Origin of the sequence: Vibrio sp. 10N.261.51.F11 (assembly GCF_041471665.1) — a bacterium.
Taxonomy (GTDB): Bacteria; Pseudomonadota; Gammaproteobacteria; order Enterobacterales; family Vibrionaceae; genus Vibrio; species Vibrio crassostreae_C.
The window spans coordinates 133,146-153,663 of sequence record NZ_JBFROW010000037.1 but is presented as its reverse complement, the minus strand read 5'-3'; the positions used below and the strand labels follow the sequence as shown (position 1 = coordinate 153,663).

Sequence of the window (20,518 nt, the reverse complement as noted above, 5' to 3'; positions counted from 1 at the left end):
TAACTTATATTGATAGTGTGAGCACTTTCATTATTGTGTGATGTGATCAGCGTCATTACCTTGTCACTCGGTATGTTAAATGCACGATTCATAACTAGGAATTATGTGATGTTAAATGTTATATTTCGGCTAATATTATAAATAAGATGTCACAAAGTTGACGTGACAAGCGAAAATGGTTTTTAGGGGTTGATATGGACATTACAGCATTGAATTTGACCGGTGCTCTTGCATTGGGTCAGCGCATGGTTATTTCAGTTGATGGCACGGTTAGAGTACTCGAAGAGGGAGAGCCTCTACAGGCTGGAGATGTAACTCTTGAATCTCAAAATGGACCTAATGAACCTCAGGTATCAGTTAAGCGTTTTTCACCTGAAGACGGTGAAGTTGAACTAGACCAGGATATCGCAAATATTTTTGCCGCATTAGAAGAAGGTGAAGACCCTACTGAGTTAGGAGATGAGTTCGCTACCGCTGCTGGTCAAAATGGTTCTAGCTTGGCAACTAGTGGGACTGTAGAGCGAGACGGTGAAGAAACGATCCCAGCAACCGAATTTATAACAACGGGATTTGAAGCGCTGGGCATGTCGCGAACTCAAAGCCTGAGCCTTCTAGAGCAATTCCGTTTCGCACAACAAGAGCCAATCTTTGTAGACCTTTCTTTTAGCGCGCTTGAAGATGCACTAAGTGCATCTGTTCCAGAAGATACTTTGTTAAGCGGCCAGTTAACTGCGACCGATGCAAATAATGACCTTCTTACCTTCTCAGTTGAATCGGGCCCTTCTAACGGTAGCCTTACCCTAAATGAAGATGGCTCTTGGCAATACACTCCAGATGCAAACTATAACGGTCCAGATAGCTTCCAAGTTATCGTGACGGATGAAACTGGTCTGACAGACACGTTAACTGTCACAATTGATGTTACGCCAGTGAATGATGCGCCAGTAGCAGAGCCTAAGGACCGTTCCTTATTAGAGGACCAGGTTATTAGCGGTAGCATCAATGCTACGGATGTAGATCAACCTGTAGGTGAACCACTAGTGTTTACTACGGACACCTTAGTTGAAGGTCTAACTTTAAACGAAGACGGTAGTTATGAATTCGATGCGTCTTCTTATGGTTATCTATCCGAAGGTGAAGAACTAAAGATTGAAGTACCAGTCACAGTAACTGATGACCAAGGTGCAACTGATACAACAACGTTAATTATCACAGTCACAGGCACTAATGACCTTCCAATCGCAAACGCCGACACTAGTGCAGTGGAAGAAAACAGCACAGTAACCGTAGATGTGTTGGCTAACGACACCGATTTAGACGATGGTGCGACCTTTACCTTAGACAATGTGAGCTCGGACAAAGGTCTGGTGACCATCGTTGATAATAAACTAGTGTTTGAAGCGACTGGCGAAGATTTTGATCACCTGCCAGTAGGTGTAACAGAGCAAGTCGTGGTGACGTACACGATGAGCGATGAAAGTGGCGAGCCGATCACATCGACCGCGACTATTACTGTCACCGGTACTAACGACAGGCCAATCGCTCGCAATGACAGTGGGTCTATTAACGAGGATGCGACTTTAGCAGTAGATGCATCAATAGGGTTACTGAAAAATGATAGCGATATTGATGGCGATAACCTCGAAGTCATTGGTATTCGGACAGGTGCTGAAAATGCATCAAATAGCACAGCTGGAACTGTAGGATCTGGATTAACCGGTAGCTTTGGTACTCTGATTGTTAACGAAGACGGTAGTTACAACTACGTTGCTGATAATGCGGATAGCTTAAAAGCTGGTGAGCAGGTGTCTGAAACGTTCACTTATACGATAAGTGATGGTAAGGGGGGGATGGATACTGCGACCTTAACTATTACGGTCACTGGCACAAATGATGGACCAAAAGCAACTGATGATAGTTACAACGAAAGTAGCGAGACGTTACTTTTCTCCGAGTCATTTGAACAAATGATAAACACTGGCAGATGGACAGTTGTGACTGGTGATGATCTTGGCGACTGGAATGCGACCAACGGGCTAGAGGTTCAGCGTGATGGTCTAATTGCTGATGCAACTCATGGTGACTATCTTGCTGAACTCGACGCTCACAAAAACACTGAAATTTCAACGATTATAGACACTTCAGGTCAAGATAGTATTCGGGTTGAATTTGACTATAACCCTCGCCAAGATGGTAACTCGTCTTCTGATATGGTCTTTAAAATCGGTGACACCTCGGTCACGGTACATGCGGATGGGACCCTTTCCGGTGCTAATGGACTTGATATTCAAATAAGCCTACCAGATGCTAATGGTTGGTACCGTGTTACCGCCGAGCTGGAGGTGCAAGCTGATAGTACGGAGTTAGCATTTGCAGGAGATGGTGCTTCAGATAGTCTTGGGGCTTTGATTGACAACGTTATTGTAACGGGGATCAACCAACCTGAGCTCGTTACGCGTGAAGATGAGCCTATTACGATCCCATTCGCAGAGTTGTTAGCGAATGATACTGATATCGATGGTGATGTTCTTTCAATTGTTGTTGGTTCAATAACGTCTGAGGTCAATGGCACATTATCGGTTGACTATGTAAACGAAACGATCACATTCACACCAGATCAAGACTACAACGGTGAGGCCACATTCCAATATACAGTCACTGATGGAAATGGTGGCGAAGACCAAGCGACAGTGACATTAAATATCACACCTGTAAACGACGCGCCCGAACTCAATGTCGATACCGGCGAGGTTGGTGAAGACGCAACTTTAACCGTTGGTGCTGGTAACGGTTTACTATCCAATGACTCCGATGTCGATGGCGACTCATTGAACGTCACGGGCATTTTGAACGGCATCACGGGCACCGCGACCGCCGTGGCAGAGAGTGGCGACACGGTGATCAGCAATGATTACGGCACATTGACCATTCGTGCTGACGGTAGTTACAGCTTTGTGGCGGACGGCAGTGATTCTCAAGCGTTGGCAACAGAAGCGACCGCGGAAGTGGTGTTCACCTACACCGCGAGCGACGGCACGGTCAACCAAACCAATACCTTAACCATTACCGTGACAGGCACCAACGATGCGCCTCAGTTAACCGCCGATGTGGGCGCGGTGAATGAAGACGCGACCTTAACGGTCAGTGCAGAACAAGGCGTTTTGGCCAATGACTCCGATGTCGATGGTGACTCATTGAACGTCACGGGTATTTTGAACGGTACCACGGGCACCGCGACCGCAGTGGCAGAGAGTGGCGATACGTTGATCAGCAATGATTACGGCACATTGACCATTCGTGCCGATGGCAGCTATAGCTTTGTGGCGGACGGCAGCGATTCTCAAGCGTTGGCCACAGGAGCGACCGCGGACGTGGTGTTCAGCTACACCGCAAGCGATGGCACGGTCAACCAAACCAATACCTTAACCATTACCGTGACAGGCACCAACGATGCGCCTCAGTTAACCGCCGATGTGGGCGAGGTGAATGAAGACGCGACCTTAACGGTCAGTGCAGAAGACGGCGTGTTGGCCAATGACAGCGATGTCGATGGCGACTCATTGAACGTCACGGGTATTTTGAACGGTACTACGGGCACCGCAACCGCCGTGGCAGACAGTGGCGACACAGTGATAAGCAATGATTACGGCACATTGACCATTCGTGGCGATGGCAGCTACAGCTTTGTGGCGGACGGCAGCGATTCTCAAGCGTTGGCCACAGGAGCGACCGCGGACGTGGTGTTCACCTACACCGCAAGCGATGGCACGGTCAATCAAACCAATACCTTAACCATTACCGTGACAGGCACCAACGACGGTCCAGTAGCGATTGATGACACATATGAAACTCATAGTGAGACGCTGCTCTTCTCTGAGTCCTTTGAAAACATGACAAACACAGGTCGTTGGACTGTAGTAACTGGCGACGAACTAGATGATTGGGAAGCAACAAATGGTCTAGAGATTCAGCGTGACGGTCTCATAGCTGAAGCGACAGACGGTGACTACCTCGCTGAGCTTGATGCTCATCAAAACACCGCGATCACAACAAATATTAATACGTCAGACCAAGATAGCGTGCGTGTTGAATTTGATTACAACCCTCGACGAGACGGTAATTCATCTTCTGACATGACGTTTAAAGTCGGTGACACGTTAGTTACTGTTCACGCCGATGGATCTCTATCGGGTGCCGACGGACTTAATGTCCAAATAGGGCAACCTGACGCAAATGGTTGGTATAAGATCACGGCTGAGTTCGAAGTCCAAGGGGACGTTACGGACCTTACATTTGCAGGTGCTGGAGCTTCAGATAGCTATGGTGCGTTGTTAGATAACATTACAGTGACAGGTATTAATCAATCTAAACTTGTTACTGCTGAAGACACGTCTATCACGATTTCTTTTGATGAGTTGTTGGCGAATGATACTGACATTGATGGTGATGAGCTCTCAATTGTTGTCGGTTCAATTACCTCCGCGGCTAATGGTGAACTGTTTGTCGACTACACAGACAATACAATTACATTCACACCGGATACCGACTATAACGGTGAGGCAACTTTTAAATATAAAGTGACCGATGGGAACGGTGGGGAAGATGAAGCAGAAGTTACGCTTAATATCACTCCTGTGAACGATGCACCAGTGCTGACAGGCGATCTGTTGGGTGAAGTGGATGAAGAAGGCAGCTATACCATTACGGCTGAGGATCTGGGCTACACGGACGTTGATGATACTGTCACAGGTGTGAACTTCACTGTCGGCAACGCGAGCAACGGCACAATTTTAGTCGGCGGTGTTCCGTCGAACCATTTCACTGTGGCGCAGTTGGCAGCGGGTGAAGTGACGTTCAAACATGACGGCAGCGAAACCAAGTCGGCGTCGTTCGATGTGAATGTTGAAGACGGCAACGAAGATGGCAGCACACCGGTAGACAGCACGTTCAACTTGACGGTTACGCCAGTGAATGATGCGCCGGAGCTGACAGGCGATCTGTTGGGTGAAATGGATGAAGCAGGCAGCTACACCATCACGGCGGCAGATCTTGGCTACACGGACGTTGACGATACGGACACAGGCGTGAGCTTCACGGTCAGCAACGTGAGTAACGGCACAATCTTAGTGAACGGCGTCGCGTCGAGCAGCTTTACGGTGGCGCAGTTGGCGGCGGGTAAAGTGACGTTTAAACATGACGGCAGCGAAACCACGTCGGCGTCTTTCGATATTAACGTTGAAGACGGCAACGAAGATGGCAGCACACCGGTAGACAGCACGTTCAACTTGACGGTGACGCCAGTCAACGATGCGCCTGTAGCCATTAGTGATTCTTACAAAAACGTTCAAGAAACCATATTGCTTACCGAGTCATTTGAAAATATGGCAAACCCAGCGGGTTGGACGGTTGTTTCTAAAGACCCATCAGAGGTATGGGACTTTACTAATGGTATAGAGATTGAGCGAGACGGCTTAATTGTTGATGCTACCGACGGTGATTTTTACGCAGAGCTAGACCCACATAAAAATACGGTGATGACGACATCAATTGATACGTCGGATCAAGACTCTTTAAGGGTAGAGTTCGATTATAACCCTCGCCAAGACGGCAACTCGTCGTCTGATATGACTTTTACTGTTGGGAATACAACTATTACGCTGCATGCGGATGGAACAGTGACTGCTCCAGAAGGCATTTCTGTAACACTAGATGGTCCGGATAACAAAGGTTGGTATCAAGTAAATGCTGAGTTTGATGTTAGTAGTGATGCTACTTTAATCGCTTTTGCTGGTGCGGGTGAATCTGATTCGCTTGGTGCGTTTATCGATAACATTACAGTTACCGGAATAGATGCACCCAAACTCATAACGGAAGAAGATCAGGCTCTTACTATTAGTGGTAGTGAGCTGTTAGCCAATGATTTCGATGTTGATGGGGATGACATAACCATTTTTTCTGTCAACGCAACCGATGCTACAAACGGTTCTGTTCTGCTGATAGATGGCAATGTCGTGTTTGAACCTAACCAAGACTTCAATGGTGAAGCGACTTTCGAATACACCATTGTTGATACTCATGGTGAAAAAAGCACTACGACAGTGACCGTTAATGTCACACCAGTAAATGATGACCCTATCGCGAACGATGATTCAAGAGCGTTAGGTGATAACCTGATCGTCAATGGTAGCTTTGAAGACTATGAATCGGTATCAAATGCCGGTTGGGGTTCTCGAATCGACCAACTAGATGGTTGGTCCTACGATGCAAGAACTGGTGCTTTAGATTCAGTTCAAGAAGGCTATGCTGTTGATGAAACAGACGGCGATCGTATGATTGATATGGAAGGTAATGGTGACAATGTAACCCTTACTCAACAAATTCAAGGTGTAGAAAGCGGTACCTTATACCAACTGTCTTTTGATACGGCAATGTACGAAAGATTGCCGAGTGCTGAGCTTGAGGTCATTTGGAACGGCGAAGTTGTTGCTACGATCACCCCTGAAAGTAACATAATGCAAACCCAGTTATTGGAATTATTAGGTGGGAGTGGAGATGGTTCAAATACCCTTTCATTTAGAGAAGTTGGCACTGAAGGCGACAAGAGTGGGACTTATCTAGACAATATCAAATTTCAAGAAGTGATTAAAAATCTTCAGACACAAGAAGATGTAACTCTCGATATACCTAGTAGCGAGTTACTTTCGAATGACTCTGATGTTGATGGTGATACGTTAATCATTTTAGATAGTTTAGTGATTGATCCAACATACGGTCAGGTTGAGTTAGTTGAGCTACAAGATGGTTCTCAGACCGTTCGTTACACTCCAGCGGATGACTTCAATGGTATCGCTACGTTTACTTACACAGTTTCTGACGGTAAAGGTGGTACTGATTCCGCCGTGGTTACGATTAATGTCACTCCAGAAAATGATGCTCCAATATTTGTCAAAGATGGAGTGCCGATTGGCGATACTGATCAAATAAGTGTATCGACTAAAGAGGATAACTCTGTATCTGGTAAGGTTACTGCAACCGATATTGACGACACTGACCTGACTTACACGGTGAGCCAACCTACAAACGGTAGTGTTGAGATCGACCCTGAAACGGGCGAGTGGAAGTACACTCCGAACAACGAGTTTGATGGAGATGATTCATTTGTTGTTGCCGTGTCGGACGGTAACGGTGGTACAGATACGGTTGTAGTGAATGTTGATGTATTACCTGTTGCTGAGCTAACAGTTACTGCTGGCCAACCAGTGACAGAAGCAGAAGATGCTTTCTTATCATTTGAAATCAACCTAGATGAGCTTGTCTCTGAGAACGTTGGTCTTGCTCTTACACTAGGGTCGGCAGGGGATACTGCAACTAAAGGTGTCGATTACGAAGACAAGATCTACGTTAAAGATGGACAAGATTATAAAGCGCTTTCAGAGCAGGAGCTTGCCGATCTAATTATTGCTAGCGGCTCGGGTAGCTTAGAAGTCTTCATCAAGGTTCTTGATGATAAATTGCTTGAGGGTGAAGAGACTGTAACCCTAAAAGCTAGCTCAACTAGCGAGTTTGTTGAAAATGACAAACAGGACTCAGATACAGCTAAGATTGTCGATGAGACAGACACAAATGATAAAGATACCGTTACAGTTGGGCTGACTGGTCCCGATTCAGTTATTGAGGGTGATAAGACAAGCCCATTTACGATTACGCTAAGTGAGCAAGTGCCTGAAGATAGTGTGGTTACTCTTCAGTACTCTTACACAAACGCGAGCAATGAAGATATTGTTGAAGTTATAACTGTAAACGTAGACGCAAATACAAATACAGCGACCTTTGAGATTCAAACTGAACAAGACAACGAATACGAAGTCGGACAAGAGTTTAACGTTAGTGTTGTATCCGTAACTCAAGATGGTACCGATGTATTTGAGAAGCTAGATACGTCTAGCGCTGATAAAAATGTAGCTATTGACGACAGCCATGATAACCCGCCAAAAGCTGAAGACTTCTCTATTTCTCTCAATGCAGATGGCTCTTCGCAAGTTATTTTCGATACCGGAATGGGAGCTATCGAAGGAGATGGTACAGACCATATTTCTGATGACGAAGATGATAACGATAATGACGCAGATACAAATCTCGGTGTGATCATCACAGAGTTACCTGATTCAGGAACTCTTTACTATGTCGATGGTAATAACAAGGTTGAAGTGGTAGTTGGGCAGACGTATGCAGATCCTAACAACATCGTTTATGAAGATGACCAAGAATCAACAGGCTTCTTCTTAGGTGTTGATGATACATCCACATTAGATAAAGGCCCTCATAGCACTGCAGAGTTTCATAACTGGGGTGATGAAGTAGATGCGTATACTCGCGAACTGAAGTTTGATAATGGTGATGTCGTCACCATTACCTCGGAAGGTCGAAATAACGTTGACGCCAAGCCTTTAGTACAGAACAACAGCCAGCAAGGCCATATGGGTTTCGGTATTGCATCGACTAATCGCGGTATTCACCAAGATGAGGTAATCAACATTGATTTCTCTTCTCGTCCAGCGGACTCAGTAACGGTTGGTCTAAGCGGTTTGGGTGGCTGGTTTGCCCCAAATGCTGATGATAGTGTTCAATCAAGAGCCGAGATTACAGTCACCTTTGATTATGGTAATGGTGTCACAGAAGACAAAACCTTCCTTTATGATGACACCCACAATAATCAAAATGTCACGATTGTCGCTCCTGAAGGTGCTGAGATTGTTTCGGTGGAAGCAAGCACACAAGGACCAGGTAACTGGGAGCTGACTTCTCTTGAAGCTAAGGCGTCAGATTCATTCGAATATAAAGCGGTAGACAGTGATGGTAACGAAAGTGAAGTTAAGACAGTTACTATCGATAAGTCTGGTGACCTGAATGCGAATAACGATCCGCAAGGCTTCGAAGTTAAACTGGGTGAGTTCAGTGAAGACAACGACTCTCCATGGTCGGCTGAAGGTGCAGAGCTGAGTGCCAGCTTCAATGGCCAAGATAAAGACTTTGCACACAGCGGTATTAAGATTGGTGTTGCCGGCAAAGTGGGTGGATTGGGTGCTCAGATTGAATATGATCGTGCAGAACAGCAATCTGAGAAGTTTGAAATCAATTTAGATAGCCCTGCGACTCAGTTTACATTTTCAGTATCTAACTTGTTTAAAAACGAAGGTAATGACGGTGATTTCACTGATAACCATGAACAAGGCAGTTGGGTAGCGTACCTCAATGGCGTAGCGGTTGCAGGTGATACGTTTATTGCTGAAGACGGTAACAATAAAGGTACTTACGAAATAACACCGCTTACTCCTGATGGTACGCCAATCGCATTTGATACTGTGGTATTTGAAGCAACTGAGTATTCCAACCAAGCAACGCATGATAATGATGCGTCAGATTACTTCCTAACTGGTTTTAAAGCCTCTAGTGAAGGCGCATATGCAGTGAATCAAGGCGGCATTCTTGAGATTCCAACATCGAAGCTTGCTGGCATTATCGGTTCTGAGCTTCTAAATAACGATATCGATTCAGATGGCGACAATCTACGTATTACCTATGTATACGGTGAAACGGAAGGTAATGCGTATATCAAAGACGGCATCGTATACTTTGATTTAACTGGCGATGACTTTGTCGGTGAAACAACGTTTAAATATCAGATTACTGATGATAATGGCCAAATCGCGAGTGCTGAAGTTAATGTTATCGTCAACCCTCTACCGACCCCTTCTAGTGTTGCGTCTGTAGACCTGCTAGCAGACTCAGTAGTTGAAGGTGATGACCTTGGCTTTAAAGTAACTCTGGATTCAAGTGCACTTGTTGAATCTGCGTTGGACGTTACTTTTGGTAAGAACACGGATGCTGCGAATGATTCGGGTGAAGAAAAAGATCTCGACCTGAGTCAGGTTCGTTTTACTAATGGCGTCACCTATGATCAGCAAAGCGGCAAACTGATTGTCCCAATTGGAGTGAAGGATTTTGCAATCTTGATTCCGACAATTGATGACAGTCTCCATGAAATCGCTGAAACCTACACCGTGACTGTTGATGGTGAATCCTCAGTGGGTAGCATTACTGATAACGATGAAGCTCCAATTATCGATACAGTGAGCAACGCGGTTAATCTAAATAATGAACAAGTAATTGAAGGCGATATAGCCGTCTTCACCGTGAACCTAGTTAACACAAGCAGTCAAGAGACTCGATTCGACTGGTCGTTAAACTCCGGTTCTGCCGAGCTCGGTGATAACAAAGATTTCACCGACAACGTAGAGTTCACTGAGGGCGTGACGCTTGTTAATGGTCAGCTTGTTGTGCCTGCGGGAGTAACGTCGTTTGACATCAAGGTACCAACTAACGAAGACGGCATTGATGAGTTAAATGAGAACTTCACGCTCGAAGTGGATGGTAAGCAAGGTATTGCGACGATCATTGATAACGATGAAGCACCGCAAGCACAGGACTCACATGTCATTGGCGATGAGGCACAAGCCCAAGGTTCATCGATTACGTTTAAGTGGGCCGATTTCAACGTTTCTGATGCAGATTCCAGCGAATTGTCGATTGTTATCACTAGTGCTCCAGGTGCGGGTGATATGTATCTGTACAACGAATCTACTGATGAATGGGTTCTGTTAAATACTGAAACGATTGGTACAGGTGTACCAGTAAGCCAAGAGCAGGTAGAACAAGGTTTCTTGATATTCAACCCAGTAAGCTATGAATCTAGTACATCAATGTTTGATGAAGATAATGTAGTAACTGGTAATAATCAGCAAGATTATGCGGAGTTTAACTACCACAGTTCTGATGGCATCAACACCAGCTCTAGTACGACGATGTCGATTGATATTCGCCCTGATACGACACTTGCCAAGTTAGTTGTAGAAACACCAAATGTAGATTTAGATGAAGGTTTTAAGTTAGAGCAATGGGAGAACCTAGACTTTGATTACAACAATGGTAGCGGTGTCGCTCCGGACGTTGTTGAACAAGCAATCGAGTCTGCAGGTGTTGCCAACACTTCAGAAGTTACACAGACGCCAGACTTTGGCACTCAGAACTCTCCAGCTATCGAAAACATTTCGAGCAAACTTACTGGTTTGGTATTCCTAGTTGCTGGTGAGTCATACGTGTTTAGCGGTCATGCAGATGATTCATTTAGACTTGAAGTCGGTGGTGAAACCATGGCCTCTCAAACTTGGGGCGGAGGCGGTACCTATGAGTCTTCAGCCTTTGTACCATCGGCATCTGGTTGGTACACAATTACTGCATTCCACGACAACGAGGCTGGTCCAGGTAATGCCACTATCAGTGTCGCAGTTGGTGGTAATGAACCCGTAGACTTTAACACGGACAACTTCGATATTGTTCCGGATGTAAGTTCGCTTGAGGATAAAGTTAATATCGGGGCACAGGTTGAACATGAATCCTTAGAGGGTGGTTATTACCCAGCGTTCGATATTAATGAAGGGCTGGAAGATACCTTTATCAATGTCTCTAAGATAACTACGCAGCTTGTTGATACCGATGGTTCAGAGACGTTGAGACTCGTCGTGTCCGGTTTGCCTGAAGGTTCAATTGTTAAACTTGGAGATCAGGAGCTTGTTGTTAATGCTGATGGTGAAGTTGATATATCTGCTTGGTTAACATCAAATGGTACTGCCGAAACAGTGCTCGCTGATCTGATGATTCAGGTTGATGAGCCAGGCACTTATAACGTTAAGATTGAAGCGATTTCAGACGAGATTGTCGGAGATACCAGTGAGATTTCGAACGGGGCCTTCGACTTGATTGTTCATCCAGTGTCTGTTGGACCGGATGCTGAGAGTAAGGAAGCCTTTGGACAAGAAGATACTATTTTAGTGCTATCGATTGATGATTTTGGGATTGAGTCTGGCAACGATATAGTGATAACTCATCAACCACTCGATGGAGCGTTGGTGATTAACCTTGGTACTGTTCAAGAGCCAAATTGGCAGCCACTAAACTCGAGTCAGATTACATCGGCTCAATTAATTTCAGGCGTGATCGGCTTTAATCCAGATGCTAACGAATCTGGTTATGACGGCTTTAATGTTGATGGTGTAGGCAATAAATCGAATGACTACGCTGAAATTAAGTTCAAGGCTGTAAACGAGAATGGTACGTCAGAAGAGCATACGCTTACGGTAGATATTACGCCTGTGGCTGATGCCCCATTAGTAGCTGTTTCCATTGGGGATATTACCTTTTCCAACGGTATCGACGTATATCAAGAACTTGTTGGGTTCTCCCAGTTGACTACTACAGAGAAAAACACACTACTTACAGAACTTAAATTAGATGGTTTTGAGGAAGGCAGAGTACTTAACGCGGATATTCATGAGCACTTACATCAAGGCGGATCTAAGGACAAGCTTTATGTTGGTGACCAAAGTCAGGACTCGGACCACTATATAGGTGGTGCGGGCAACGATTGGTTCGTATCAGGCGCTGGAAATGACAAAATTGAAGGTGATGAAACTACCAGTGATATAGGTGTCGATGGGTATGACACTGTAATTTACTCAGGTCCAGTTTCTCAGTACATAATCACAGTTCTAGGCGATCATGGTGGAGGTGTCGGCCACTGGCTAGTGCGAGATACGAAGGGGACCGATACACCTAATGATCAATATACTCCTTCTGATGAAAATGGAGACCACTTATATGAAATTGAACGATTGATTTTCTCTGATGCTATCGTTGAACTAAACAACATAGATGGAAGCTATCGTATTGTTCAACAACAGGAAATCTCTGTCGATATAACGGTTTCTTTGCAAGATACGGATGGCAGTGAAATCATTAAAGGTGATTCGGTTACGGTGAGTGGTATTCCGTCAGGGGCGAAACTGTATGTAGATGGAGTACTGCAAACGCCAGTCAATGGTACAAGTAATTACATACTTGCACTTGCTGTTGATGCAGCTGGAGTTGTGGGGACGGTAAGTGCTCAATTAGTATTCCCGGCGGATTATACTGGAAATCGTGATTTTGGTATTACAGTTGAAGCAGTTAGTGAAGAGCAATATGTTACGGGAGCGGACAAATTTGCAAGCTCTACGGCAACTGCAGAAATTGAGGTTCCTGAGCCCGTAACACCAACCACGATTAGTTCTTCTGGAGATGTCACCGACACGATTACCGTAGATGGAGCTGACCTTCAATGGCAGAAGCATCAATTCTCTGCTGGGAATACAGAAAATGAGAGAACATCAACGTTTGATAATACAAACACCGATTACCTTGTTGATGTTGGCAAAGGTGGTGATTACGTTCAACTAGGAGGTGGAAACGACACGGTTTACCTTGGGGGGAGTGAGTCATTAGCCAAGAACCCTAAAGACGGTGCGGCTGAGCGTGATGATTTTGTATCGGAAGGCGATAGTTATAGACCAAGTATGAATAAGAATGACAGCATCGATATTGCTTTCACTGGTGACGGTAACGATACAGTTTACGGACAAGCAGGTATCGACGCTATCGATGGTGGTACTGGTAATGACTACTTAGATGGTGGGAGTGGTGATGACGCACTTAAAGGTGGAGTTGGTCAAGATACGCTGATTGGTGGTCTCGGAAACGATATCCTTATTGGTGGTGATGACGCTGATATATTCAAGTGGGTTGATAGTGATTTAGATGGAAGTACCGATCGAATCTCCGATTTTAGCATCGCGGAAGGAGATAAGGTTGATTTGTCTGACTTATTTGCTGATGCGCCAACTCAACAACAAGTCACTGAGTTGTTAGACAACATCGAGGTTGAAGGAGGCGAAGTTAACTCCGCCATGGTTGTAGAAAAAGATGGGCAGCAAGTTAAAATTGAATTTGATGGCCTCTCCGCTGCAGACTTGACGAATAGTTTGTCTGACATCCTAGTTATTAAAGACGATTGAGTTTGCTGATACTAATAAAAAACCGAGATTGAAGAATCTCGGTTTTTTATGAACTGTAACGCTGTTTCTTAGACTGGTAATTTGTATTTAAAGAACCTTACAAGCAAAACCTTTCAGGTAGAAACCTTCTGGGTAGGCAGTGTCTGTTAGGTGGTCGGCTGCTTGCTCGAAGCGTTCTACGAACTTAACAGTGCGGCCTGCATCTAATGCTGCATCAGCAATGATTTTTTGGAACAAATCAGTACCCATTAAGCCAGAGCAAGAGTAGGTGAGTAGAGTGCCACCTGGTTTCAGGATTTGCATCGCAAGCATGTTAACGTCTTTGTAGCCGTTAGCGCCTGAAGTTAGGTTGTTCTTACTTGAAACAAACTTTGGTGGGTCCATGATCACTACGTCAAACTTAGTGCCTTGGTCACGGTATTCACGAAGCAGTTTGAAAACGTCAGCGTTTAGGAACACAGCGCGCTTTTTCGAGATATCAAACTCATTAAGTTCAGCGTTGAGCTTAGCTGTATCAAGAGCAAGTTGAGATACATCAGCGTTGATAACACGCTTTGCGTCGCCTTTCAGTGCGTAAAGGCCAAAACCACCTGTATATGAGAAACAGTTAAGGACATCTTTGCCTTTAACGTACTTCATCGATTCTTTGCGGCTATCACGCTGGTCCATGTAAAAGCCTGTTTTGTGGCCTTCCATAATGTTCACGCTGATCTTAACGCCGTTTTCTTCAATCACGATAGACTTCGGTGGTTCTTCACCGTGCAGTACACCGACAACTTGTTCTAGACCTTCTTTTTTACGAACTGCTACGTCAGAGCGTTCGTAAATGTTGCAGTCTGTGAAGCACTCGATTAACGCTTCAACCAATACGCTTTTGTTATATTCAGCGCCAGCACTTAGCAGTTGGCAAACTAGGAAGTCTTGGTATTTGTCGATTGTGATACCTGGCAAGCCATCAGATTCTGCGGCCGTTAGGCGGTAGCCCGTTAGACCATCACGTTCGATAATGTCCTCACGTAAAGACTGTGCGTCTTGAATTCGTTTTACGAAGAACGCCTTGTTGATCTCTTCTTTTTCAAATGTCCAAACACGAGCTCGAATTTGAGATTCTGGTGAGTAAGCCGCTTTTGCAAGCCACTGACCATTTTGAGCATATACGTCTACAGTTTCACCTTGTTTTGGTTCGCCTTCGACCTTATCGATACCGCGTGAAAATACCCAAGGGTGTTTGCGGCGTAGTGATTTATCTCGGCCTTTAGCTAGATGAATTGAAGGAGTCATAATTTACTCTGTTTGTTGAATTTGAAGGAGATGTATTGTCGGGGAAGTACAGGTGAAAAGCAAATAAGAAAGGGCTGCAAAAGCAGCCCTAGTAATGATTAATCAACACATTGTGGTTGGAGAACAGTATTAAGCTTTAAGACCTGTCAGTAAACCTTCCATCGTATCGCTTTGTTTACGAAGTTGGTCAACATTGGAATTACTCTTACTGATCATCTCGCAGATGCTGTCTGATTGATGGCGAATCTCTTCAACACTTTGTGCAATGTTGTCAGCAACTACGCCTTGTTCTTCAGCTGCGGTAGCAATTTGAGTGCTGCTATCTGAAATAGACTGGTTCTTTTCCGCTAATGAACCGATCTCGACGTTCACTTCTGACATCAGTGTTTGGCCTTCATTAGCATTGTTCACCGTGACTTCCATCAGCTTGGTCAGTGATTGGCTGTTACGTTGTAATGATTCAATCATGCTTTGGATTTCAACCGTTGCTTGCTGAGTACGACCGGCAAGGGCACGAACTTCATCGGCAACAACAGCAAATCCACGACCTTGCTCGCCAGCACGTGCGGCTTCGATAGCGGCGTTCAACGCCAACAGGTTAGTCTGTTCAGAAATACCGTTGATGGTTGTGACTACTTCATCGATCTGCGCTGCGTTGGCATCCAGTTCTTCTACTGCTTGTGAAGCGGACTGGATCTCTTGAGATAGGCTAGAGATAGACTCCAGTGTATTTGAAACCTTGACTTGACCGCTCTGAGCAACGCCGCGAGCGTCCATCGTTTGTGAACTAGACTCATGAGCAAGGGTAGCGACTTCACGAATGGTAGCCGCCATTTGTTCCGTTGCACTTGCCAAGCTATTCAGGTGTTCCTGTTGGTTACCTGAGATGTCTGAACTTTGTTGTGTTGACTGGTTCAAGTCCGAGCTGATTTGCTGCATGAGAGCGACAGACTCTTGGATTGATAGAACCATGTTTTGTTCACGTTCAGCGACTTTATCGATTGTAATCGCGATTTCACTAAACTCGTCACGAACTAAGAAGTAGTTCATACGGCAAGTTAAGTCGCCATTCGCTAGGGTGTTCAAAGCTTTGTTCATAGAGAACATCGCGCCGCCAATGAAAGTCATGATGTAGTAAACACCTAGTGCGATAAGCGTTAGGGTTACAGCGATGATAGAAACCTGAGTCGTCGATAGAGCAGACCAAAGGTTTTGGTCATGGTTAGCAACTAGGCTGAACGCTCCATTCATCACTGAAACAGAACCAGCACCGTAGCCTAAAGAGATGGTTTCAGAGCTGCTGACAAGCTGAGCTACTTGATCTTTAGTGAGTTGACCCGCTTCGATAAGCCCTTTCATCAAGAGCATTTCTTCTTGATAAAGGTGAGCAAGTAAAGAGTCCGCGGCACTATCTAAAACGAGAGTTAATATAACCAGGGCGAGAAGAGGCAATAAGAAGAGTAGATAGAACTTTTCTTGGATTTTTAGGTGAATGAGATATTTGTCAATCCAACGAAATGGGATTTCTTTCATAATCGTTATACTCGAAGTAAGTCCACCAATAAGCGGTGAATGAATAGAAACTCGACTATATCATTCATATAATTTATGAGGCAACGTTATGGAAAGTTCACAATATATTTTTGTCGTGTCAGGCGTAGTTCAATGTGTTGGGTTCCGTTACCACACCAGTAGGCAGGCGCAAGCTATGGGTCTCTCAGGTTATGCAAAGAACTTAAATGATGGTCGAGTTGAAGTGTTAGTTGTCGGAGAGAGTCAGCAAATTGAGAAGTTACATGCTTGGCTCTATATTGGCCCTTCGAGCGCAACAGTAGACAACGTTGTGATGCATCAAGTTAAAGATAGTGAGCGCCAAGACGTACGCATAGGGGCGTTTAAAATACTGTAGTTGTAGCACTACAGTATTTTATATTGAACGTAACTTAATGACCTAAAGCGGGTTAGGTTTTACAAGCACTTTGCTGGTTTAGGTAAACCGGCGAGCTTGGTCGCTTGTTTTGCAGGGCCTTTTTTGAATAACTTGAAAAGGTACTTACTATTGCCTTTTTCTGGGCCGTGAGCTTTTTCCATTGCTTTAACGAGCATGCGAACCGCTGGTGAGGTGTTGAACTCTTCGTAAAAGCTCCTTACAAAATGTACGACTTCTAAGTGTGCATCTGTAAGTTCAATCGCCTCGTCTTGAGCAAGAATTTCAATCATGCCTTCTTCCCATTGCGTGTAATCCAATAGGTAGCCTTGAGCGTCGGTTTCGATTTGCTTGCCGTTATATTCAAACATGTTTAATCCAGAATCCAATTAACTATGCGGATAGGGTACATGACCAAGTTTGTCTTTCTCAACAGAAATTGTAGCTATCCAATGAAATATCGTACTTATAGATACAAAAAAGCCCAAGAGGTAGGCTCTTGGGCTAGATATTCTTCAATGATGGGAACGATTAGTCGTCGCTGCCCATGATGCCTAGGATGCTTAGTAGGCTGATGAAGATGTTGTAGATCGATACGTACAAGCTGATCGTTGCAGAGATGTAGTTTGTTTCACCGCCACGAATGATGTTTTGCGTTGTAAGCAAGATAACACCAGTCGAGAACAGGATGAACATACCGCTCATTGCCAATGATAGTAGAGGCATTTGTAGGAAGATGTTTGCAACCATACCTACAAGTAGTACTACGAAACCCGCTAATAGCATGCCATTAAGGAACGACAGGTCACGCTTAGTTGTTAGTGCGTAAGCTGATGCGCCCATAAACGCCAGTGCTGTACCGCCAAGTGCAGTTAGGATGACATCACCCATGCCTGCGCCAACGTACATGTTTAAGATTGGACCGATGGTGTAGCCTAAGAAACCTGTAAATAGGAATGTGAAGACTAGACCCATGCTGTTGTCACGGTTCTTTTCTGTTAGGAAAAGTAGGCCGTAGAAGCCAACTAGCATGATAATAAGACTCGGGCGAGGAAGGTTCATCGCCATGGATACGCCTGCTACAACAGCAGACCAAAGTAGTGTCATAGACAGTAATGCGTAGGTGTTACGCAACACTTTATTGGTTTGCAGAGCACTTTCTTGAGATGCTGTGCGTGAAAACATAGGGCTGTTCATAATCTTCCTCGTAAGGTGACTTCAATAGTTATTAGTACATTTATGGGGGTGAAAGTTCGAAAAATCAAGTCTCTCATTCCTCTTGTATACGTAAAATAATAATCAAAATAGTCGGTTAAGTGTTTCTGAAGGTGTAACAAAGCATTTCTTAAAGTGCAGTTAAGGTTCGTTGTTCAATTTTAATCGCACTGAATCGCTGTTTATAATCTTGAAAAACTAATTATAACACTGAAAACAAAGAGGCGACCTAAGCCGCCTCTGTAGTTTATGCATCATAACACATTAGTGGTGTAAGATTTGGCTTAAGAAGTTCTGCGTTCTGTCTGATTGTGGATTTTCAAAGAAATCGACAGGGTTGTTCTCTTCTATGATTTCACCGGCATCCATGAAGATAACGCGATCCGCGACCTCTTTAGCAAAGCCCATCTCGTGCGTTACACAAAGCATCGTCATGCCTTCTTCTGCAAGCTCAACCATTACGTCTAACACCTCACGAACCATTTCTGGATCGAGCGCCGACGTTGGCTCATCAAACAGCATCACTTGAGGGTTCATACACAAAGAGCGAGCGATAGCTACACGCTGCTGTTGACCACCTGAAAGCTGACCTGGGAACTTGTCCGCTTGCTCAGGGATTTTTACGCGCTCTAGGTACTTCATTGCAATCGCTTCGGCTTCTTCTTTTGGCATCTTTTTGACCCAGATTGGAGCCAGAGTACAGTTCTCTAATACCGTCAGATGTGGAAACAGATTGAAGTGTTGGAAACACATGCCGACATCTCTACGCACGGCTTCGATGTTCTTTAGGTCTTCCGTTAATTCATTACCTGAAACGAAGATATGACCTTTTTGGTGCTCTTCTAATCGGTTGATGCAGCGGATCATCGTTGATTTACCAGAGCCTGAAGGGCCACAGATAACGATTTTCTCGCCTTTTTTAACTTCTAAATTGATGTTCTTAAGTACGTGGAATTCACCGTACCACTTGTTCATGTCTTTCAACTCGATCATAAGACCTTGAGAGTTGTTTTCTGTCTGCTGCGTCATAATACGTCCTTGATCTTGTTAATTATCGTTTGTGACCGGTGTGAAGTCTGTTTTCTAGCCATATCGAATATCTCGACATGCCAAAACAAAACACCCAGAACACTAACGCGACAAATACATAACTTTCTGTTGAATACCCAAGCCATTCAGGGTCGGTATTCGCGGCTTGGCCAATTCCTAGTACATCAAACATACCAATAATCAAAACAAGACTGGTATCTTTAAACAAACCAATGAAGGTGTTCACAATTGAAGGAATCGTGATTTTAAGAGCTTGAGGTAGAATGATAAGCCCAGTCTTTTTCCAGTAGCTTAACCCCAGAGCATCAGCTGCTTCGTATTGGCCTTTTGGTATTGCTTGTAGACCACCTCGAATTACTTCGGCCATGTAGGCTGCACTGAATAGAACTACCCCTACAAGTGCTCGAATGAGCTTATCGGTTTCTGTCCCTTCTGATAAAAAGAGTGGCAGCATTACTGAAGCCATGAATAGAACTGTAATGAGCGGTACGCCACGCCAAATTTCGATGTATACGGTACACATACTGCGAATGATCGGCATCTCTGAGCGGCGCCCAAGAGCAAGTGCAACACCAATAGGGAGTGACACTACAATACCAACAAGTGCGATGACCAGTGTAACCAGTAGGCCGCCCCATTTATGGGTATCAACAACTTCTAACCCAAAGACGCCACCGTATAGCAAGCCAGCAATGATAAATGGGTAGATGTTGACGAAGAACAACCAAATCCACGTACGTTTAGGTGTTTTTTCATAAGCCAGTAAGGCTACAAAAATGGCCAACGTTGCATAGAAGAGGCGAGGTCGCCACAGTTCAGCTTCTGGGTAGAAGCCATACATGAATTGGTCCCAACGAACGCTGATAAAAACCCAACAAGCGCCTTCGCTAGTACAGGCATCACGTGTGGTTCCTATCCAGTCGGCACTGATGAATGCCCAATCCGCTATTGCCCATAATAGGGTGAAAGCAAAGTAAGCAAGAATCACAGTGACGACGCTGTTAACAGGTCCATTAAATAGATTTTTTCTTAACCAACCGACTGGCCCAACGGTATTCGCTGGAGGCGGAAGATCAGGTTGAAATTGATGTGTACTCAT

General features: G+C 44.7%; 8 protein-coding genes. 2 read left to right on the top strand and 6 right to left on the bottom strand.

The window, feature by feature from the left end:
• Positions 1–194 precede the first annotated feature (194 nt).
• Positions 195–13,946 carry a tandem-95 repeat protein gene (locus tag AB4351_RS13290; RefSeq protein ID WP_372126243.1) on the top strand — a complete coding sequence of 4,584 codons (13,752 nt, stop codon included), beginning with the start codon at positions 195–197 and terminating at the stop codon, positions 13,944–13,946.
• 87 nt (positions 13,947–14,033) lie between these two features.
• On the opposite strand, the gene AB4351_RS13285 is transcribed toward AB4351_RS13290, so the two are convergent.
• Together AB4351_RS13285 and AB4351_RS13280 are read right to left on the bottom strand one after the other, a co-directional pair.
• Complete coding sequence (locus AB4351_RS13285) at positions 14,034–15,227, bottom strand: class I SAM-dependent methyltransferase (protein ID WP_372126241.1); 1,194 nt, start codon at positions 15,225–15,227, stop codon at positions 14,034–14,036.
• Positions 15,228–15,356: 129 nt separating this feature from the next.
• Entirely contained in the window at positions 15,357–16,760 is a 1,404-nt protein-coding gene (locus tag AB4351_RS13280) for a methyl-accepting chemotaxis protein (protein WP_017068925.1), read from the bottom strand.
• A gap of 88 nt (positions 16,761–16,848) precedes the next feature.
• Between AB4351_RS13280 and yccX the strand changes: the two genes are divergently transcribed.
• Positions 16,849–17,136: an acylphosphatase gene (yccX, locus tag AB4351_RS13275; protein WP_017059706.1), complete on the top strand. Its 288-nt coding sequence runs from the start codon at positions 16,849–16,851 to the stop codon at positions 17,134–17,136.
• 59 nt (positions 17,137–17,195) lie between these two features.
• On the opposite strand, the gene AB4351_RS13270 is transcribed toward yccX, so the two are convergent.
• The 4 genes from AB4351_RS13270 to AB4351_RS13255 all read right to left on the bottom strand — a co-directional run bounded on the left by AB4351_RS13270 (position 17,196) and on the right by AB4351_RS13255 (position 20,518).
• Positions 17,196–17,525: a TusE/DsrC/DsvC family sulfur relay protein gene (locus AB4351_RS13270; protein WP_017057205.1), complete on the bottom strand. Its 330-nt coding sequence runs from the start codon at positions 17,523–17,525 to the stop codon at positions 17,196–17,198.
• A 160-nt stretch (positions 17,526–17,685) separates the two neighbouring features.
• Positions 17,686–18,351: a Bax inhibitor-1/YccA family protein gene (locus AB4351_RS13265; RefSeq protein WP_372126238.1), complete on the bottom strand. Its 666-nt coding sequence runs from the start codon at positions 18,349–18,351 to the stop codon at positions 17,686–17,688.
• A gap of 282 nt (positions 18,352–18,633) precedes the next feature.
• On the bottom strand, positions 18,634–19,398 hold the full coding sequence (locus AB4351_RS13260) for an amino acid ABC transporter ATP-binding protein (protein WP_017059704.1): 765 nt from the start codon (positions 19,396–19,398) through the stop codon (positions 18,634–18,636).
• Between the two features lie 22 nt (positions 19,399–19,420).
• Positions 19,421–20,518 carry an amino acid ABC transporter permease gene (locus AB4351_RS13255; RefSeq protein WP_017066317.1) on the bottom strand — a complete coding sequence of 366 codons (1,098 nt, stop codon included), beginning with the start codon at positions 20,516–20,518 and terminating at the stop codon, positions 19,421–19,423.